The following is a 13,785-nucleotide window of genomic DNA, read 5'->3' on the forward strand; positions in this document are numbered from 1 at the left end:
GGTGGGTTCGTGCGCGCCTACCAGAGCGGGGGTGACACTTCGTGTCGCGGCTACCGGTCCGTCGTGGCTTGTCGCGCAGTTCCCCGCGCCCCTAACGGGCCGCTCTCCCCTGACCCCGTTCTCACGCAGTGCCCGGTGTTCTCCCCCGCACCACGTCCAGCAGCGCATGCAGCCTCGGCGAAGCCGCCAACTCCTCCAGCGTCACCGGGTGGCCCTCCGCGTCGGCGATCGGCAGGCGCCAGTTCGGGTACTGGTTCCAGGTTCCGGGGACGTTCTGGGGGCGGCGGTCGCCCACCGTGTCGGGGAGCCAGATGCCGATCATCCTCGCGGGGGTGCGGAGGAGGAAGCGGTGGACGGCCTGGATTTCGGACTCCTCCGAGACTGTGTCTGAGCCGCCCAGGCCGTCCAGGAGGCCGAGGCGGGCGAGCAGGGTCAGCCACTCTCCCGCGTCCGCTGCGGCCTCGGCTCGTTCCTCCTCAAGGGGGCGGGTCAACAAGCCCAGGCTGTCGCGGAGTTCGACGTGGTCGCCGGTGAGGCGGGCCGCGGTGGGGGGCAGGTCATGGGTGGTGGCGGTGGCGAGGCAGTCGGCGCGCCAGCGTTCGGGGGGCAAGGGCTGGCCGTCCCCGGTCCAGTCGCGCTCGAACCACAGCACGGACGTGCCGAGGACGCCTCGCTCGTGCAAGGCGTCGCGGACGCCCGGTTCGACGGTGCCGAGATCCTCGCCGATCACCAGCGCTCCGGCGCGCCATGCCTCCAGTACGAGGATCGCGAGCATGGCTTCGGCGTCGTAACGGACGTACGTGCCTTCCGTCGGCGCCTCGCCCTGCGGGATCCACCAGAGCCGGAACAGGCCCATGACGTGGTCGATGCGCAGCGCGCCCGCGTACCGAAACAGGGCGCGCAGGAGGCGGCGGTAGGGGGCGTAGCCGGAGTCGGCGAGGCGGTCGGGGCGCCAGGGGGGCAGGCCCCAGTCCTGGCCGCGGGCGTTGAAGGCGTCGGGGGGCGCGCCGACGGACATCCCAGCCGCGAAGTACTCCTGTTGCGCCCAGGCGTCGGCGCCGCCGGGATGCACGCCGACCGCGAGATCGTGCACGAGTCCGACGGGCATGCCGGCGTCGCGCGCGCTGCGCTGGGCGGTGGCGAGCTGGCTGTCGGTGAGCCAGACGAGTCGGCTGTGGAAGTCGACGCGGTCCATCAACTCGGCCCGGGCGCGGGCGGTTTCGGGCGAACGGGGATCGCGCAGCCCGGTCGGCCAGGAGTGCCAGTCGGAGCCGTATCTCTCCGCGAGCGCACACCAAGTGGCGTGGTCCTCCAGGGCCTCGCCCTCCTCGGCGAGGAAGTCGCAGTAGGCGGCGCGCCGTCCGGGCCCGAGCGGCACGTCGCGTACGAGCTCCAGGGCTTCGCGTTTGAGTTCCCATACGGCGTCGCGGTCGATCAACGCGCCTTTGTGCAGCACCGATTCACGCAGCCGGTCGGCCCGCTCCAGCAGCGCACGGACGCGGTCGCGGTCCTCGACGTACGCGAACTCCGGGATGTCCTCGACGCGCAGATGCACCGGGTCCGGGAAGCGGCGCGAGGAGGGGCGGTACGGGGAGGGGTCGGTGGGCTCGCCGGGCACGGCCACGTGCAGGGGGTTGACCTGCACGAATCCGGCGCCGAGCGCCCGCCCCGCCCAGGCCGTCAGCTCCGCGAGGTCCCCGAGGTCGCCCATGCCCCAGGAGCGGCCGGAGAGGAGGGAGTAGAGCTGGACGAGCAGTCCGTACGTCCGTCCCGGCGGCGTCGGCAGCCGGGACGGGGCGACCACCAGGTGGGCGCGGGCGGTGCGGCCGTCGGGGGCCGTCGCCTCCAACTCGTGGACACCGTACGGAAGTTGCTCGGCCGAGGAGCGGGTCTCGCCCTGCTCGGTGCGGATCCGCAGGCGGGTGCCCGCGGGGAGTTCGGTGAGCGCGGCGGGCAGCGGGCCGCTCTTCGGGCGCCCGGCCCGGGCGGTGGGCGCGGGGTCGTCCGCCGCCGGTTCCCGCTCACCGCTCACGGCCGGGGGTCCGCCCCAGCACACCACCGTCGGCGGCAGCAGCCGCTCCCGCAGCTCCCCCTCGCGGGCCGCGAGCGACCTCTGGACGGCCTCCGGAGTCTGGGCGTCCACGCCCAGCGCGCCGAGCGCGGCTATCACCGCGGCTTCCGAGGCCGGGACCGTACGGTCCGGGGACGGGCTGTAGGAGGTGGCGACGCCGTGCAGCGCGGCGAGCCGGGACAGCGGCATCAGACCCCCGGGAAGTCCAGGCCGGCGGCGGCGCCCGTGGAGGTGGGCTCGCTCGTCAGAGGGGCGGCGTCGGCGAGGGGCGGTTCGCTGGTGAGGGGGGCGGCGTCGGGCAGCGGCGGCTCACTGGTCAGCGGGGCCTCGGCGCAGGGGCCCTCGGCGCTGAAGACGCAAAGGTGCAGGTCGGGATCGGCGGGCAGGCCCGCCAGGCGTTTGGAGGGGTCCTCCAGGCGGTCTTCCGAGTGTTCGGAAAGGGCCGAGAGCAGAAGCGGTGCCGGTGCGGCCATGGTGGCCTCCTTGGAGAAGTCGGAACTGCGGGTCAGGGAGCCCCATACCCAGCGGGCGCGACGACAGACGTATACGAGTGGTGAACGTGTTGGTGTTCACATTCTCTCCCGGATCGGGGGTACTACCGGGGAACTTTTTGTCGGGCCGCAGCCCGGACGGATTTCCTGGCCTCGGACGGATTTTTCCGCCCACTGCACGACCAGCTATTCACTCGGTACATATATCGAGTGCATACTGGGTCGCCATGAGCACCCGCCACATCCTGCTGGGGCTGCTCGCTGGTGGGCCGAGCCATGGCTACGACCTCAAGCGACGGCACGACGAACGTTTCCCGCAGGCCCGTCCGCTGGCCTACGGGCAGGTCTACACGACCCTGCAACGCCTGGTCCGCGACGGTCTCGCCGAGATCGAGGGCACCGACTCAGCCGGAGGACCGGAGCGGACGCGGTACCGGTCGACCGACGAAGGGGCGCGTGAACTGGCCAAGTGGACGGGCGAGATCACACCGCCCGCCCCTTTCGTGACGAACGAGATCTTCGCCAAGGTCGTCTGCGCGATCCTCGCCTCGACGGACCCGGCCGGCTATCTGCGCGCCCAGCGCGCCGCGCACATGGAGCGGATGCGGCAGCTCACGGCGGTCAAGACCGCCACGGACGCCGATCTCGCGACGGTGCTCTCGGCCGACTACGCCCTGTCCCATCTCGACGCCGATCTGCGCTGGATGACCACCACCGCCGCCCGGCTCACCACCCTGACCGCGGAGGTCGACGCAGCATGAGCCACGAAGTGCCGCTCCTGACGGCCCGCGCCCTCGCCAAGACACACGGCAGAACGAAGGCGTTGCGCGACGCCACGATCGAACTGCGCGCCGGTGAGATCCTCGCCGTCACCGGCACCAGCGGCAGCGGAAAGTCCACGCTCCTGCACTGCCTGGCCGGGATCGTCCGCCCCGACGAGGGCTCGGTCGTCTACGCAGGACAGCGCCTGGACCAGCTGCCGGACAAGCGGCTCAGCGAGCTGCGGCGTACGGAGTTCGGGGTGGTGTTCCAGTTCGGGCAGCTCATCCCGGAGCTGACCGCGATCGACAACGTGGCGCTGCCGCTGCTGCTCGCGGGAGTGGGACGGGCCGAGGCGCACAAGCGGGCGGGCGCATGGATGGAGCGGTTCGGCGTACGCGGCCAGGAGGAGCAGCGGCCGGGTGAGATGAGCGGCGGGCAGGCCCAACGGGTGTCGATGGCAAGGGCGTTGGTGACCGGCCCGAAGATCGTCTTCGCCGACGAGCCGACGGGCGCGCTCGACTCCCTGGCGAGCGAGCAGGTGATGGCGGCGATGGTGCACACGGCCCGGGAGGCGGGCATCGCGGTGCTGCTCATCACGCACGACCACCAGGTCGCGGCGTACGCGGACCGTGAGGTGCGGCTGCGGGACGGCGCCATCGAGGACTCGGTGGACTTCGAGGTGGCCCAGTGAGCGCCTCGGTGAAGGCCCAGGCTTCGGTGAGGACCCTGGTCATGGAGGATCTGCGGCTCGCCTGGCAGCTCACGCGGGGTTCCGATCGGCGCGAGTGGTTGCGGGTGCTGCTGACCGCGGTGGGAGCCGCACTGGCCACCGGCTTCGGGCTCGCGGCGCTCGGGATCGGCGCGGTACGCGGAAACGTGGAGTTCCCGTATCTCAACGGACTGCTGGATGAGCCGGGGGTACGTAACGGAGTGGTCGCCGCGCTGCTGCTCCTGCTGGTGCCGGTGCTCGGGTTCCTCGCGCAGTGTGCGCGGATCGGCGCCGTGCACCGGGACCGGCGGCTGGCCTCGCTGCGCCTGGTCGGGGCGACGGCCCCGCAGGTGCGGCGTATCGCGGCCCTGGAGGCGGGCCTCGCCTGCCTGCTGGGCTCGGCTGTCGCCGCGGCGGTCTCCGTCCCCTCGTTGCTGTTCCTGTGGGACCGGCCTCCGCTGTGGCTGTGGGCCGCCTTCGCCGGGGCGACGCTGGTCGTACCCGTCGTCGCCGCGCTGGTGAGCGTTCTCGCGCTGCGCCGGGTGGTGGCCTCGCCGCTGGGGTGGGTACGTCGGGTGCGGCCGGAGCGGGGCGCGAGTGCCCTGCTCACGCTGGGGGCGCCCACGCTGATGGTGGGCGCCGCGGCCGCACTGGTCCTGATGGGTGGCGAGGAGTTGAGCTACACCGCGTTCCCGCTGGCGGTGCTCGGCGCGGTGACGCTGACCGCGGTGGGCTCGGTCGCCGTTTCCGGGGGCACGGCCAAGCTCATGGGCCGGTGGCTCGCCGCGCGGACCGACAACCCGGCGGTGCTGATCGCGGCCGAGCGCCTGCGCACCGACCCCTGGGCCGCCGCGCGCACCCATGCCGCCGTACTCCTGGTGACCGTCGTGGGCGTGAGCTTCCTGGGCATACGGCAGATGCTGCTCGACGACCTGAACGGACCGGGCCGCCGCGTCGACGACATGGCCTTCTACACCACCGGCATCAACCTCACGGGCGCCGCCGTCCTGGTCGCGCTGACCATCACCCTGAGCGGCCTCGCCGTCGGCGCCGCCGAGTCACTGGCCACCCGCCGCCATGGCCTCGCCGCACAGGCCGCCGCCGGCGTGCCGCAAGCGGTGCTCGGCCGAGCCCTGCTCCTGGAGACGGCACTGCCACTGGCCCCGGCGATGCTGCTCGCGGGCCTCGGCGGCACGGCGGTGTACCTCGCGTACGGGATCGTGGCGCAAGTCTCCGTCCCACTCCTGCTGCCGCTGCTGTTCCCGGCGATGGTGTACGCGTCCTGCCTGCTCGCGGCGGCGACGGCACTGCCGCTGCTGCGGCGGGTGGTGCAACCGGGGGAGCTGCGTTACGCGTAGCGCCGTCAGCTGACCGCAGCTCCCCTGCTCAACCCAGCGGAGCGCATGGGCTCGGCTCTCCGGGAGGCACGAGGGGACCTCCCGGAGAGCCGTAACGCCGCAGTTCAGAGCCGTAAGGCGCCGTGATGCCGTTTAACGGGCCGGTCGGCCGGATCAAGGCCCGTGTCGACGTACCGAGGCAATACGAAGGCCCGGGTCCTCAGGCAGAAATGCCATCGATCCGGGCCATGGCGTCATCCGCGCCATACGGCTGCAAGTACGGCAGCCAGCGCGGATCCCTATGCCCGGTCCCGATGATGCGCCAGGCCAGTCCCGACGGCGGAGCCGGTTTGTGGCGCAGACGCCAGCCGATCTCGAAGAGATGGCGGTCGGCCTTCACGTGGTTGCAGCGGCGGCAGGACGCCACCACGTTGTCCCAGACGTGCTGACCCCCGCGGGAGCGCGGGACGACGTGGTCGACGCTGGTTGCGACGCCACCGCAGTACATGCACCGGCCCCCGTCGCGGGCGAACAACGCGCGCCGGGTCAGCGGAACGGGCCCCCGGTAAGGGACCCGTACGAACCTCTTCAGCCGGACCACGCTGGGTGCGGGGACAGTAACGGTTGCACTATGCATAAAGGCGCCGGATTCCTCGAGGCAGACAGCCTTGTTCTCAAGGACGAGGACGAGCGCGCGGCGGAGCGGTACGACGCCGAGTGGCTCGTACGACGCGTTGAGGACCAGGACGTGCGGCACGGATGCCTCCTTGTACGCCGGCGGCGCGTGGCTCGCGCCGGGACGATCTGTAGTCAGTCTCCCCTCATGCCTGGTGGAAGCGCCACCATGTCCCGGTAACGGGCTGGGAGTGTTTTCGACCACACCGTTTTCACTTCTTCGCGTTCATCCCCAGGTGAGCACAGTCTCTCCCTCGAACTTTGCGGCGATCCACACATGGTGCCCCGATAGTGTGTTGAGTCTGCCCGTCCGGTGACCCTCTTGTGACCCCCATGCCGCGGGCGGACCGTTACGCCTGGAGGTTCCTGCCGTGTTCTTGTCCGTCCTGTCGGCCACCGATCCCACAGACGAACCCTCGGCTCCATCGCTTCAGGACGCCCAGGAGAGCGCGACGAACGCCGCGAGCTGGGTGGAGCAGAACTGGTCGACGTGGCTCAGCATCGGCCTGCGTGTCCTGCTGATCCTCGTGATCGCGAGTGTCCTGAGAGTGGTGATCCGGAGGGCCATCACCAAGCTGATAGACCGCATGAACCGCACCGCCCAGGCCGTCGACGGCACCGCCCTTGGCGGCCTCCTCGTCAACGTCGAGCGCCGCCGTCAGCGTTCCCAGGCGATCGGTTCGGTACTGCGCTCGATCGCGTCCTTCCTGATCCTGGGCACGGCCGGACTGATGATCCTCGGCACGTTCGAGATCAACCTGGCTCCGCTGCTGGCCTCGGCCGGTGTGGCGGGCGTGGCGATCGGTTTCGGCGCGCGCAACCTGGTGACCGACTTCCTCTCCGGCGTCTTCATGATCCTGGAGGACCAGTACGGGGTCGGCGACGAGGTCGACGCGGGCGTGGCCACCGGCGAGGTCATCGAGGTCGGCCTGCGGGTGACCAAGCTGCGCGGCCCCAACGGCGCGATCTGGTACGTCCGCAACGGCGAGGTCAAGCGCATCGGCAACCTCTCCCAGGGCTGGTCCACGGCCGGCGTCGACGTCACGGTCCGCCCCGACGAGGACCTGGAGAAGGTCCGCCGCACCCTGCTCGCCGTAGGCGAGGAGATGAGCAAGGACGAGCCCTGGAACGAGACCCTCTGGGGCCCCGTCGAGGTCCTGGGCCTGGACAGCGTCCTGCTCGACCAGATGGTCGTCCGAGTCTCGGCCAAGACCATGCCCGGCAAGGCCCTGCCCGTGGAACGCGAACTGCGCTGGCGCATCAAGAACGCCTTCGACGCGGCCGGCATCCAGATCGTGGGCGGCTTCCCCCTCCAGCCGGAGGGCGAAGCCTCGGCTGCCGACCCGACGGCGGGCATGGCCCCTCCGTCGGCGTACGCGAACACGTCGTCCCCGCAGGCCCAGGCGGCTACGCCGCTCACGCCTGCACCGGCGGCTTCGGGTTCGCCGAACGTAACGAAGTAGCAGCCTGTACGAGGGTGGCGGCGAGGGCCTTGTTGGACCGTTTCTGACCGCGGGTCAATGGGCGGTTCCGGGCGGCCTTGTAACCAGTGGTCACGGCCGGGTCGGCGTCGGGGGCGCTGCCGTCGAGGCCAGCGACTCCGGCGAATTCGGCGAACCCCTGCACAGCGAGGGTCGACTTGGCGCCCGGTAACGACGCCGGCGAGCGCGGGGCCCGCGTACGCGAGGTGATCCAGGGCAGCTGCCCACGGTGCGATTCGGGCCGGTCGGCGATGTGAACGACCTCGCGCTCGGCGTAAAGCGCTGCTGCTTTCGGTAGCCGCCGAAGCGTCCGAGAACCTGAATGGACGGTCGTTTCGTCTCCCTGATCGTGAAAGTGATGGCAGACCTCGACGAGGCAGAACTCGTGCGTCGCGTCGCCGGTGGTGACCGGGCAGCGTTCGACGAGTTGTATCGGCGTACTTCGCCCTGGTTGGCGGTGCGGCTCCGCCGCCGCTGCGCCGACGACGACGTCGTCGCCGACGTGCTCCAGGAGACCTACCTGGCGGTCTGGCGTGCGGCCGGCAGCTATGCGGGCTCCGTGACCGAGGGCAGTGCGGTCGGCTGGCTCTGGACGATCGCCGCGAACCGTCTCGTCGACGCGTTCCGCCGACGTGCCCGGCAGGAGCGGGTGCCGACGGTTGCCCTGCTCGATACGACCGCGCCGGCCGCCGAGGACGAGGTGATGGCGAACCGCGTCGACCAGAACTTCGAACAGGCGCTGCTGCGGCTGCCACCGGAGTTGCGGCAGGTGCTGCAGGCGATGGTGCTCGATGACCTGTCGGTCCGTCAGACGGCGGTGCTGCTCGGTATGCCGGAGGGCACGGTGAAAACCCGCGCGCGGCGGGCTCGGATCGCGTTGCGGAAGGCGCTCTCATGACTCATCCCACCACCACGATCCTGGCCCGCTACGCGGACGGCGGGCACGGACTCGACGACGCCGCGCTCTGGTCGATCGAGGTCCATCTCGACGCGTGCGCCAACTGCCGTGAGTCACTGGCCGCCAAGACCACCCCTGCCACGACGGATCTGCTCGACCGTGTCGCCGTCTCGCTCGGCCAGGCGATCGAAGCGAGCCCGTCGCCGACCCGGCAACGCACACCGGCAGCGGCCGTGCACCGGCGCTGGCTCGCGTGGACGCTGCTGCCCTGGCTCGCGGTGACCGTCGCGGTGCTGGGCTGTGGCGTACTCCTGGACTCCGTCGAGCCGAGCCTGCCGTCGCTCGTGCTGCTGCTGGCCCCGGTGGCTCCGCTGCCCGGCGTCGCGGTGGCGTGGAGCCGGCGGATCGACCCCGCCTGGGAACTGATCGCCACCACACCGGCAGCCGGCCTGGCCATGGTGCTGCGGCGGACGCTCGCGGTGCTCGTCGTCGTGCTTCCGGCATTGCTGGTGGCGGGTGTGAGCACCGGAACCTCGCTGGCCCTCACCCTGCTGCCGTGCCTGGCGTTCACGGCGGCCACCCTCGTGCTCGGCGCCCTCATCGGCGTACGGCGCGCGGCGATCGGACTCGCGGTGGTCTGGTCCGCGGCAGTCCTGCTGCCGAGTGTGGCGGCCCAGTCCCTGTCCCCGGTACTGCAGCCGGGCAGCACCGCCGACTGGGTGGTGGCCACCGTGGCCCTTGCCGCGATCACACCGCTCGCCGCCACGCACTTCCGCCGCCTGACCAGTGGCAACTGACCCCCCCCATCAACAGGATCGACAGGAGAGACCCATGCGAGCGGTGCGTGCTGCCGAAACGGCTCCCACCCTTCATCCCTGGCTCGTCCACGCAAGAGAACTGCGTGTCCGGGCCGGCCGGCACCTGGCCGTCGACGGACTCGATTTGACGCTGACTGCCGGCGTGCACGGTGTGCTCGGCCCGAACGGCGCCGGCAAGACCACGCTGATGCGCGCGCTGTCCACCGTCGTCAAGCCCGCCGGCGGCTCATTGACGCTGCTCGGCGCGGAGGTGGACGGCCGTGCCGACCTGCGCGAGGTGCGTCGCAAACTGGGGTATCTGCCGCAGCAGTTCGGCTTCTACCCGCGGTTTACCGTCCGCGAGTTCGTCGCCTACATGGCCTGGCTCAAGGAAATGCCAAAAACCGCGATACCCGACGCCGTACAACGCGCGATCGATCGGGTGGGTCTCTCCACCAAGGCCGACGCCAAGATGAAGACGCTGTCCGGCGGCATGCTGCGCCGGGCCGGCATCGCCCAGGCCATCGTGAACGACCCCGAACTGCTCCTGCTCGACGAGCCCACCGTCGGACTCGACCCCGAACAACGTCTCGACTTCCGCGACCTGCTGCGTGACCTCGGCGCCGACAGCTGTGTCCTGGTCTCCACCCACCTCGTCGAGGACGTCGTCGCTGCCTGCACCGACGTCATCCTCATGAACGAAGGCCGACTCCTCTTCCAGGGCACCCCCGACGACCTGATCGCCCGCGGTGGGCAGGGCGACGCGGGCGACAGCCCTGCGGAGCGCGGCTACTCCGCACTCCTGCGCCAGCACCGGAGCAACGCATGAACCGCATCCTCGGCATCGAGCTCCGGCGCTCGGCCGCCCTCGGTGCCGCGCTCCTGATCGCCGTCGCCAGCACGATCGTCCTCCACGCCACCGCGGGGCGATGGTCCACGGGGTGGATGGCGCTGGCCATGACGCAGCGCGAATACCTCGCGGTTCTCTCGCCCCTTGCGATGGCCGCCGGTGCCTGGCAGTCCTTTCGCGAGCACCGGGCGAACGTCGCCGAACTGCTCACCGCCGTGCCCCGCCCGAGACCGCAGCGCGTGGTGCCGATCCTGGCCACGACGGCCCTGGCGGTGCTCGTCGCCTACCTGGTCACGCTCCTCGCGGCGGCACCACGGATCGCCGACACGGCGCGCTACCTGCCGCCTGCCGCGTTTGTCGTCGTGGCCGTCGGGCTGGTCGCGATGATCGCCTCGGTCTGGCTCGGGTTGGCCGTCGGACGCCTGGTGCCGGCGCTCGCCACCGCACCCGCGCTGGCCGTGATCGGCTTCGCGCTACTGATGCTCGCGCCCCACGCCCTTCCGGACGGCGGATTCACGGCGGCGTTCTCCCCGGCCATGGGGATGAGCGTGTTCAGCGACTACGACACCGTCGACGGCGGAGTCAGCGCCGCCCAGGCACTCTGGATGGCCGCGGTCGCGGTGGCCGGCGTCGTGCTCTTCGTCGTCCAGAACCGTAAGTTCGCGTTCGCCGCGCTGCTGCCGCTGGCCATCGGGGCCACGGCCACAGCCCTGGTGGTGCCGACCGGCGATGCCTACGACCAAGGGACGCTCGACCCGGTCGCCCAGGAACTGGTGTGCACCGACGACACCCCGCGGGTCTGCGTCAGCCGGGCGCACGAAGGGTTGCTGCCCGAGGTGACCCCCAAGGCCCGGCACGCGTTGGAACTCCTGAAGAAAACATCAATCGTCGAGGCACATGAGGACACCACCACGTTCTCTCCTCCTACGTCACCGAGGTCGCGGGCCGACACCGCGCTGATGAGTATCACGGTCGACAAGCACGGTCACCTCGCCCACCCGGGACGGCTCGAACCGACGATGCTCACCGGAGTGTTCGCCGGCCCTCTCAGCTGCGGAGACAACCAGAACTTCACAGTCGCCACCGCTGCGGCCTACTGGCTGCTCGACCGGGAGCCGACCGCCGGTCCCGATGGCCTCGAATTCGATGACCCGGACGCCGTCAAGCTCTGGAAGGGACTGCGGGCACTGCCGCGAGCCGAGGCCGAAGCCCGGGTTATCGCCGTCTATCAGGCCGCCCAGAACTGCCAGGACACCACCGACCTTCTGAGCGAAGGCGCCCGATGACAGGACTGACGCTCTACGTCCGCTCGCGCCGGGTGCCTGCGGCGCTCGGCGCGGCCGGCGCGGGCACTGCCATCGCGTGGCTGCTGGCGACGGCCTTCAGCGTCAAGGGCGAGGTGAGCAGCACCGTACTCGCCCTGACGGTCCTGCTCCTGGTAGCCGTCGCCACCACCACGCTGGGAGGCCCCGACGACACCCTGGACCGCACGGCGGCGAGGCCGTGGGGGTGGCTGCGGATGTCCCACCTGGCCACGGCCCTGGGATGCGTACTCATGCTGCTGCTGGCCACACTGCTCACCGGCACGCGGTTCGGGCCATTCGGATGTGTCGTCCGCGACGCGGCCGGCCTGCTGGGCCTGACCGCCCTGGGGACGGCCACGGTCGGCACCGCTCGCTCGTGGTTCCTGCCTCTCGGGTGGACGCTCGGCGCGGCGGTGTTCCCGGGCATGGGCACCGCGGGGGAGGCGCTGACCTGGCAGACACAGGCCTCCGACAGCCGCCCCGCGGCCGTGGTCGCAGCGGTACTCACCGTCGCCGGAAGCGCCGCCTACGTCCGCCGAGGCCCACGTACTACAGCCGGAGATCTGTGACGGAGCCTGTGTGGTGTCGTTGACCGGGCATGATGCTGGGTGTGACGGCTGAGCAGATAGCCGAGTAAGATGCCGAACTGTCCGCGTTGACGGGTTCGTTGGGGTTCTTGTTCAACCGGCCCGAGCCTCGGGTGGTGTTCGCGCAGTTCATCGAGGGACTGCTGGCGGAGCTGCCGAAGAAGAACGGCTGGACGCTGTCGGAGCGTGCCGGGCATGTGACCGCGGACCGGATGCAGTGGCTGCTCAACGGATCAGTGTGGGACGCCGACCGGCTGCGGGACGCGGACCGCAATTACGTCATCGGCTACTGGAGTTGGCGAAGCTGGATCGCGAGCGCCGCAAGGCCAAGGGGTGGTGGCAGCACTCCCCCAACGCGGGCGCGCTGGCCGAGTACATCGCGATGGAAGATGTCGCGAGCCGAGCACGCACGTGGCAGCTCTCGCTGATTCCAGGGCTGTTCCAAACGGCCGACTACGCCAGGTCGCCGGCTGTCAGCGACGACGTCTGGGAGGACCCGGACGTGATGCGAGCGCAGCTCGAACACCTGCTGAACGTGGCCAAGTTGCCGAACATCCGGCTGCGAGTACTCCCCTACCGCACAGGTGGACACCCCTGCGTCGGTGGCGCGTTCAATATCACCTCGTTCGCCGAAACCGAGGCCGTGGACGTGGTCCACGTGGACGCCATCACGTCTACCGTGTGGGTGGAGAACGAGGCCGACAGCGCCAAGTACCGACCCAGTTCTGTTGCGACGGGCTCCAGAACGGGTGCTCGTGGGCTGCGGTGAGCTTCTCGGGGCCGGCGCGGGTGGCAATGGTGAGTTCGTTGAAGTGCTTGTCGTCCTCGGTGACGATCTGACGGGTCACCTTACGGACGGCGGTCCGCCCGGAGACCGGGTCGGTGGCCAGTACCTGGTCACCCGGGTGGACGTCCTCGATGTTCTTTCGGGAGCCGTCTCCCATGAGGACTTTGGTGCCGGGAGGGAAGCACTTGGTGCAGGTGCGCTTGAGCAGTCTCAGGCTGTCGTAGGCCTTCTCCAGGGCCTTGAATTTGCCCATGAGGAGGGCGTCGCCGGCGAAGCTACTGCAGTGCTCGAAGTCCTTCTTCTGAAGGCAGGCTTCGAAGCCCGGAGGATTCCGGGCGCCGCGTCGTCGGCGGTCTACGGCTCCAGCGCCTTGGTGTCCCACACCAGCCGGAAGCGGGGGCACGCCTCGGTGCCGCCGTCCCAGTCGGCAGCGATCACGACAGTGTCCAGGTCACCGTCCGAGGAGTAGTCGGTGGGGATCACGTACGCCCGCTGCCCCTGGAAGGTACCGGAGTCGGCCTCCCGCCCGTTGACGGTGATCTGCCACCGGATCGCGCGGTCCGAGCAGCCCGCCGGGACGTAAGCGGTCAGCGCGCCCGACACGTCGTCGACGCGGCGGAGGTGCGGCACAGAGACCGTCCCCCGGACGCTCAGGGTGCTTTCGAAGCTGTCGCGCACCCACCAGGTGAAGGTGTAGCGCTTGTTGTCGGTGAGACCGGCGCCCACGTGACGGAAGCTGAACTCGGTCTCCGGGGCAGGGCCTCCCGTGTGGACAAGTTTGGCGTTCGCCGTGGCCAGGATCTGGAGGATCGCTCCGACAACCATCACCAGGGCGACCAGCACGAGGCACGGCACAACGACGCACCCCCACCAGACTGGCAGCAGCTCCGATTCCTCCGGCTTCGTCGGCTTCTTGTCAGCCCTCGCATCCTCATCCATGCCACAAGTCTTGCCCCGATGCGTCGGGACCCCTCCCGTACCGCCGCCAGGGCTCGCAGGACGTCGGCTTGCGTGGATGACGATCCGCTCTCCACGC

General features: G+C 70.5%; 16 protein-coding genes. 11 read left to right on the top strand and 5 right to left on the bottom strand.

Going from position 1 to position 13,785, the window contains the following annotated elements; genetic code table 11:
* Window positions 1-121 precede the first annotated feature (121 nt).
* Window positions 122-2,260, bottom strand: coding sequence for a 4-alpha-glucanotransferase (malQ, locus tag G6048_RS25720; RefSeq protein ID WP_165341959.1), 2,139 nt, complete (start codon window positions 2,258-2,260; stop codon window positions 122-124).
* The gene (locus tag G6048_RS25725) at window positions 2,260-2,544 is read right to left on the bottom strand and encodes a hypothetical protein (protein WP_165341960.1); all 285 of its coding nucleotides are present in this window, start codon (window positions 2,542-2,544) and stop codon (window positions 2,260-2,262) included. The genes malQ and G6048_RS25725 overlap by 1 nt, the downstream gene beginning before the upstream one ends.
* 245 nt (window positions 2,545-2,789) lie before the next feature.
* On the opposite strand from G6048_RS25725, the gene G6048_RS25730 reads away from it, so the two are divergent.
* The 3 genes from G6048_RS25730 to G6048_RS25740 are packed head-to-tail and all read left to right on the top strand — an operon-like array spanning window position 2,790 to window position 5,391.
* Window positions 2,790-3,323, top strand: a complete 534-nt coding sequence (locus G6048_RS25730) for a PadR family transcriptional regulator (RefSeq protein WP_165341961.1) — start codon at window positions 2,790-2,792, stop codon at window positions 3,321-3,323.
* Window positions 3,320-4,015: an ABC transporter ATP-binding protein gene (locus G6048_RS25735; RefSeq protein ID WP_165341962.1), complete on the top strand. Its 696-nt coding sequence runs from the start codon at window positions 3,320-3,322 to the stop codon at window positions 4,013-4,015. Before G6048_RS25730 ends, G6048_RS25735 begins: the two co-directional genes overlap by 4 nt.
* 41 nt (window positions 4,016-4,056) lie before the next feature.
* Window positions 4,057-5,391 carry an FtsX-like permease family protein gene (locus G6048_RS25740; protein ID WP_165341985.1) on the top strand — a complete coding sequence of 445 codons (1,335 nt, stop codon included), beginning with the start codon at window positions 4,057-4,059 and terminating at the stop codon, window positions 5,389-5,391.
* A 199-nt stretch (window positions 5,392-5,590) separates the two neighbouring features.
* Here G6048_RS25740 and G6048_RS25745 read toward each other — a convergent pair whose 3' ends face one another.
* Window positions 5,591-6,127 carry an HNH endonuclease gene (locus G6048_RS25745; RefSeq protein ID WP_165341963.1) on the bottom strand — a complete coding sequence of 179 codons (537 nt, stop codon included), beginning with the start codon at window positions 6,125-6,127 and terminating at the stop codon, window positions 5,591-5,593.
* A gap of 289 nt (window positions 6,128-6,416) precedes the next feature.
* Here G6048_RS25745 and G6048_RS25750 point away from each other — a divergent pair, with 289 nt between their 5' ends.
* The 8 genes from G6048_RS25750 (at window position 6,417) to G6048_RS49885 (ending at window position 12,731) form a co-directional block, all read left to right on the top strand.
* Complete coding sequence (locus G6048_RS25750; RefSeq protein ID WP_165341964.1) at window positions 6,417-7,508, top strand: mechanosensitive ion channel family protein; 1,092 nt, start codon at window positions 6,417-6,419, stop codon at window positions 7,506-7,508.
* Window positions 7,509-7,884: 376 nt separating this feature from the next.
* Window positions 7,885-8,424 (top strand): RNA polymerase sigma factor, encoded by a 540-nt coding sequence (locus G6048_RS25755; RefSeq protein WP_150485048.1) that lies wholly within the window; start codon window positions 7,885-7,887, stop codon window positions 8,422-8,424.
* On the top strand, window positions 8,421-9,221 hold the full coding sequence (locus G6048_RS25760) for a hypothetical protein (protein ID WP_165341965.1): 801 nt from the start codon (window positions 8,421-8,423) through the stop codon (window positions 9,219-9,221). The genes G6048_RS25755 and G6048_RS25760 overlap by 4 nt, the downstream gene beginning before the upstream one ends.
* A 34-nt stretch (window positions 9,222-9,255) precedes the next feature.
* The gene (locus G6048_RS25765; protein WP_165341966.1) at window positions 9,256-10,050 is read left to right on the top strand and encodes an ABC transporter ATP-binding protein; all 795 of its coding nucleotides are present in this window, start codon (window positions 9,256-9,258) and stop codon (window positions 10,048-10,050) included.
* Window positions 10,047-11,357 (top strand): hypothetical protein, encoded by a 1,311-nt coding sequence (locus tag G6048_RS25770; protein ID WP_165341967.1) that lies wholly within the window; start codon window positions 10,047-10,049, stop codon window positions 11,355-11,357. The genes G6048_RS25765 and G6048_RS25770 overlap by 4 nt, the downstream gene beginning before the upstream one ends.
* On the top strand, window positions 11,354-11,944 hold the full coding sequence (locus G6048_RS25775) for a hypothetical protein (RefSeq protein ID WP_165341968.1): 591 nt from the start codon (window positions 11,354-11,356) through the stop codon (window positions 11,942-11,944). The genes G6048_RS25770 and G6048_RS25775 overlap by 4 nt, the downstream gene beginning before the upstream one ends.
* A 134-nt stretch (window positions 11,945-12,078) precedes the next feature.
* On the top strand, window positions 12,079-12,390 hold the full coding sequence (locus tag G6048_RS25780) for a hypothetical protein (protein ID WP_165341969.1): 312 nt from the start codon (window positions 12,079-12,081) through the stop codon (window positions 12,388-12,390).
* On the top strand, window positions 12,345-12,731 hold the full coding sequence (locus tag G6048_RS49885) for a DUF5753 domain-containing protein (RefSeq protein ID WP_235990301.1): 387 nt from the start codon (window positions 12,345-12,347) through the stop codon (window positions 12,729-12,731). The genes G6048_RS25780 and G6048_RS49885 overlap by 46 nt, the downstream gene beginning before the upstream one ends.
* On the opposite strand, the gene G6048_RS25785 is transcribed toward G6048_RS49885, so the two are convergent.
* Together G6048_RS25785 and G6048_RS25790 are read right to left on the bottom strand one after the other, a co-directional pair.
* A complete protein-coding gene (locus G6048_RS25785) occupies window positions 12,637-13,002 on the bottom strand; it encodes a Hint domain-containing protein (RefSeq protein ID WP_165341970.1) in 366 nt (121 codons plus the stop codon). The two genes, G6048_RS49885 and G6048_RS25785, sit on opposite strands and share 95 nt — an antisense overlap.
* Before the next feature lie 101 nt (window positions 13,003-13,103).
* On the bottom strand, window positions 13,104-13,688 hold the full coding sequence (locus G6048_RS25790) for a hypothetical protein (RefSeq protein WP_165341971.1): 585 nt from the start codon (window positions 13,686-13,688) through the stop codon (window positions 13,104-13,106).
* Window positions 13,689-13,785 lie beyond the last annotated feature (97 nt).

The organism is Streptomyces ureilyticus, assembly GCF_011045025.1.
GTDB lineage: Bacteria > Actinomycetota > Actinomycetes > Streptomycetales > Streptomycetaceae > Streptomyces > Streptomyces ureilyticus.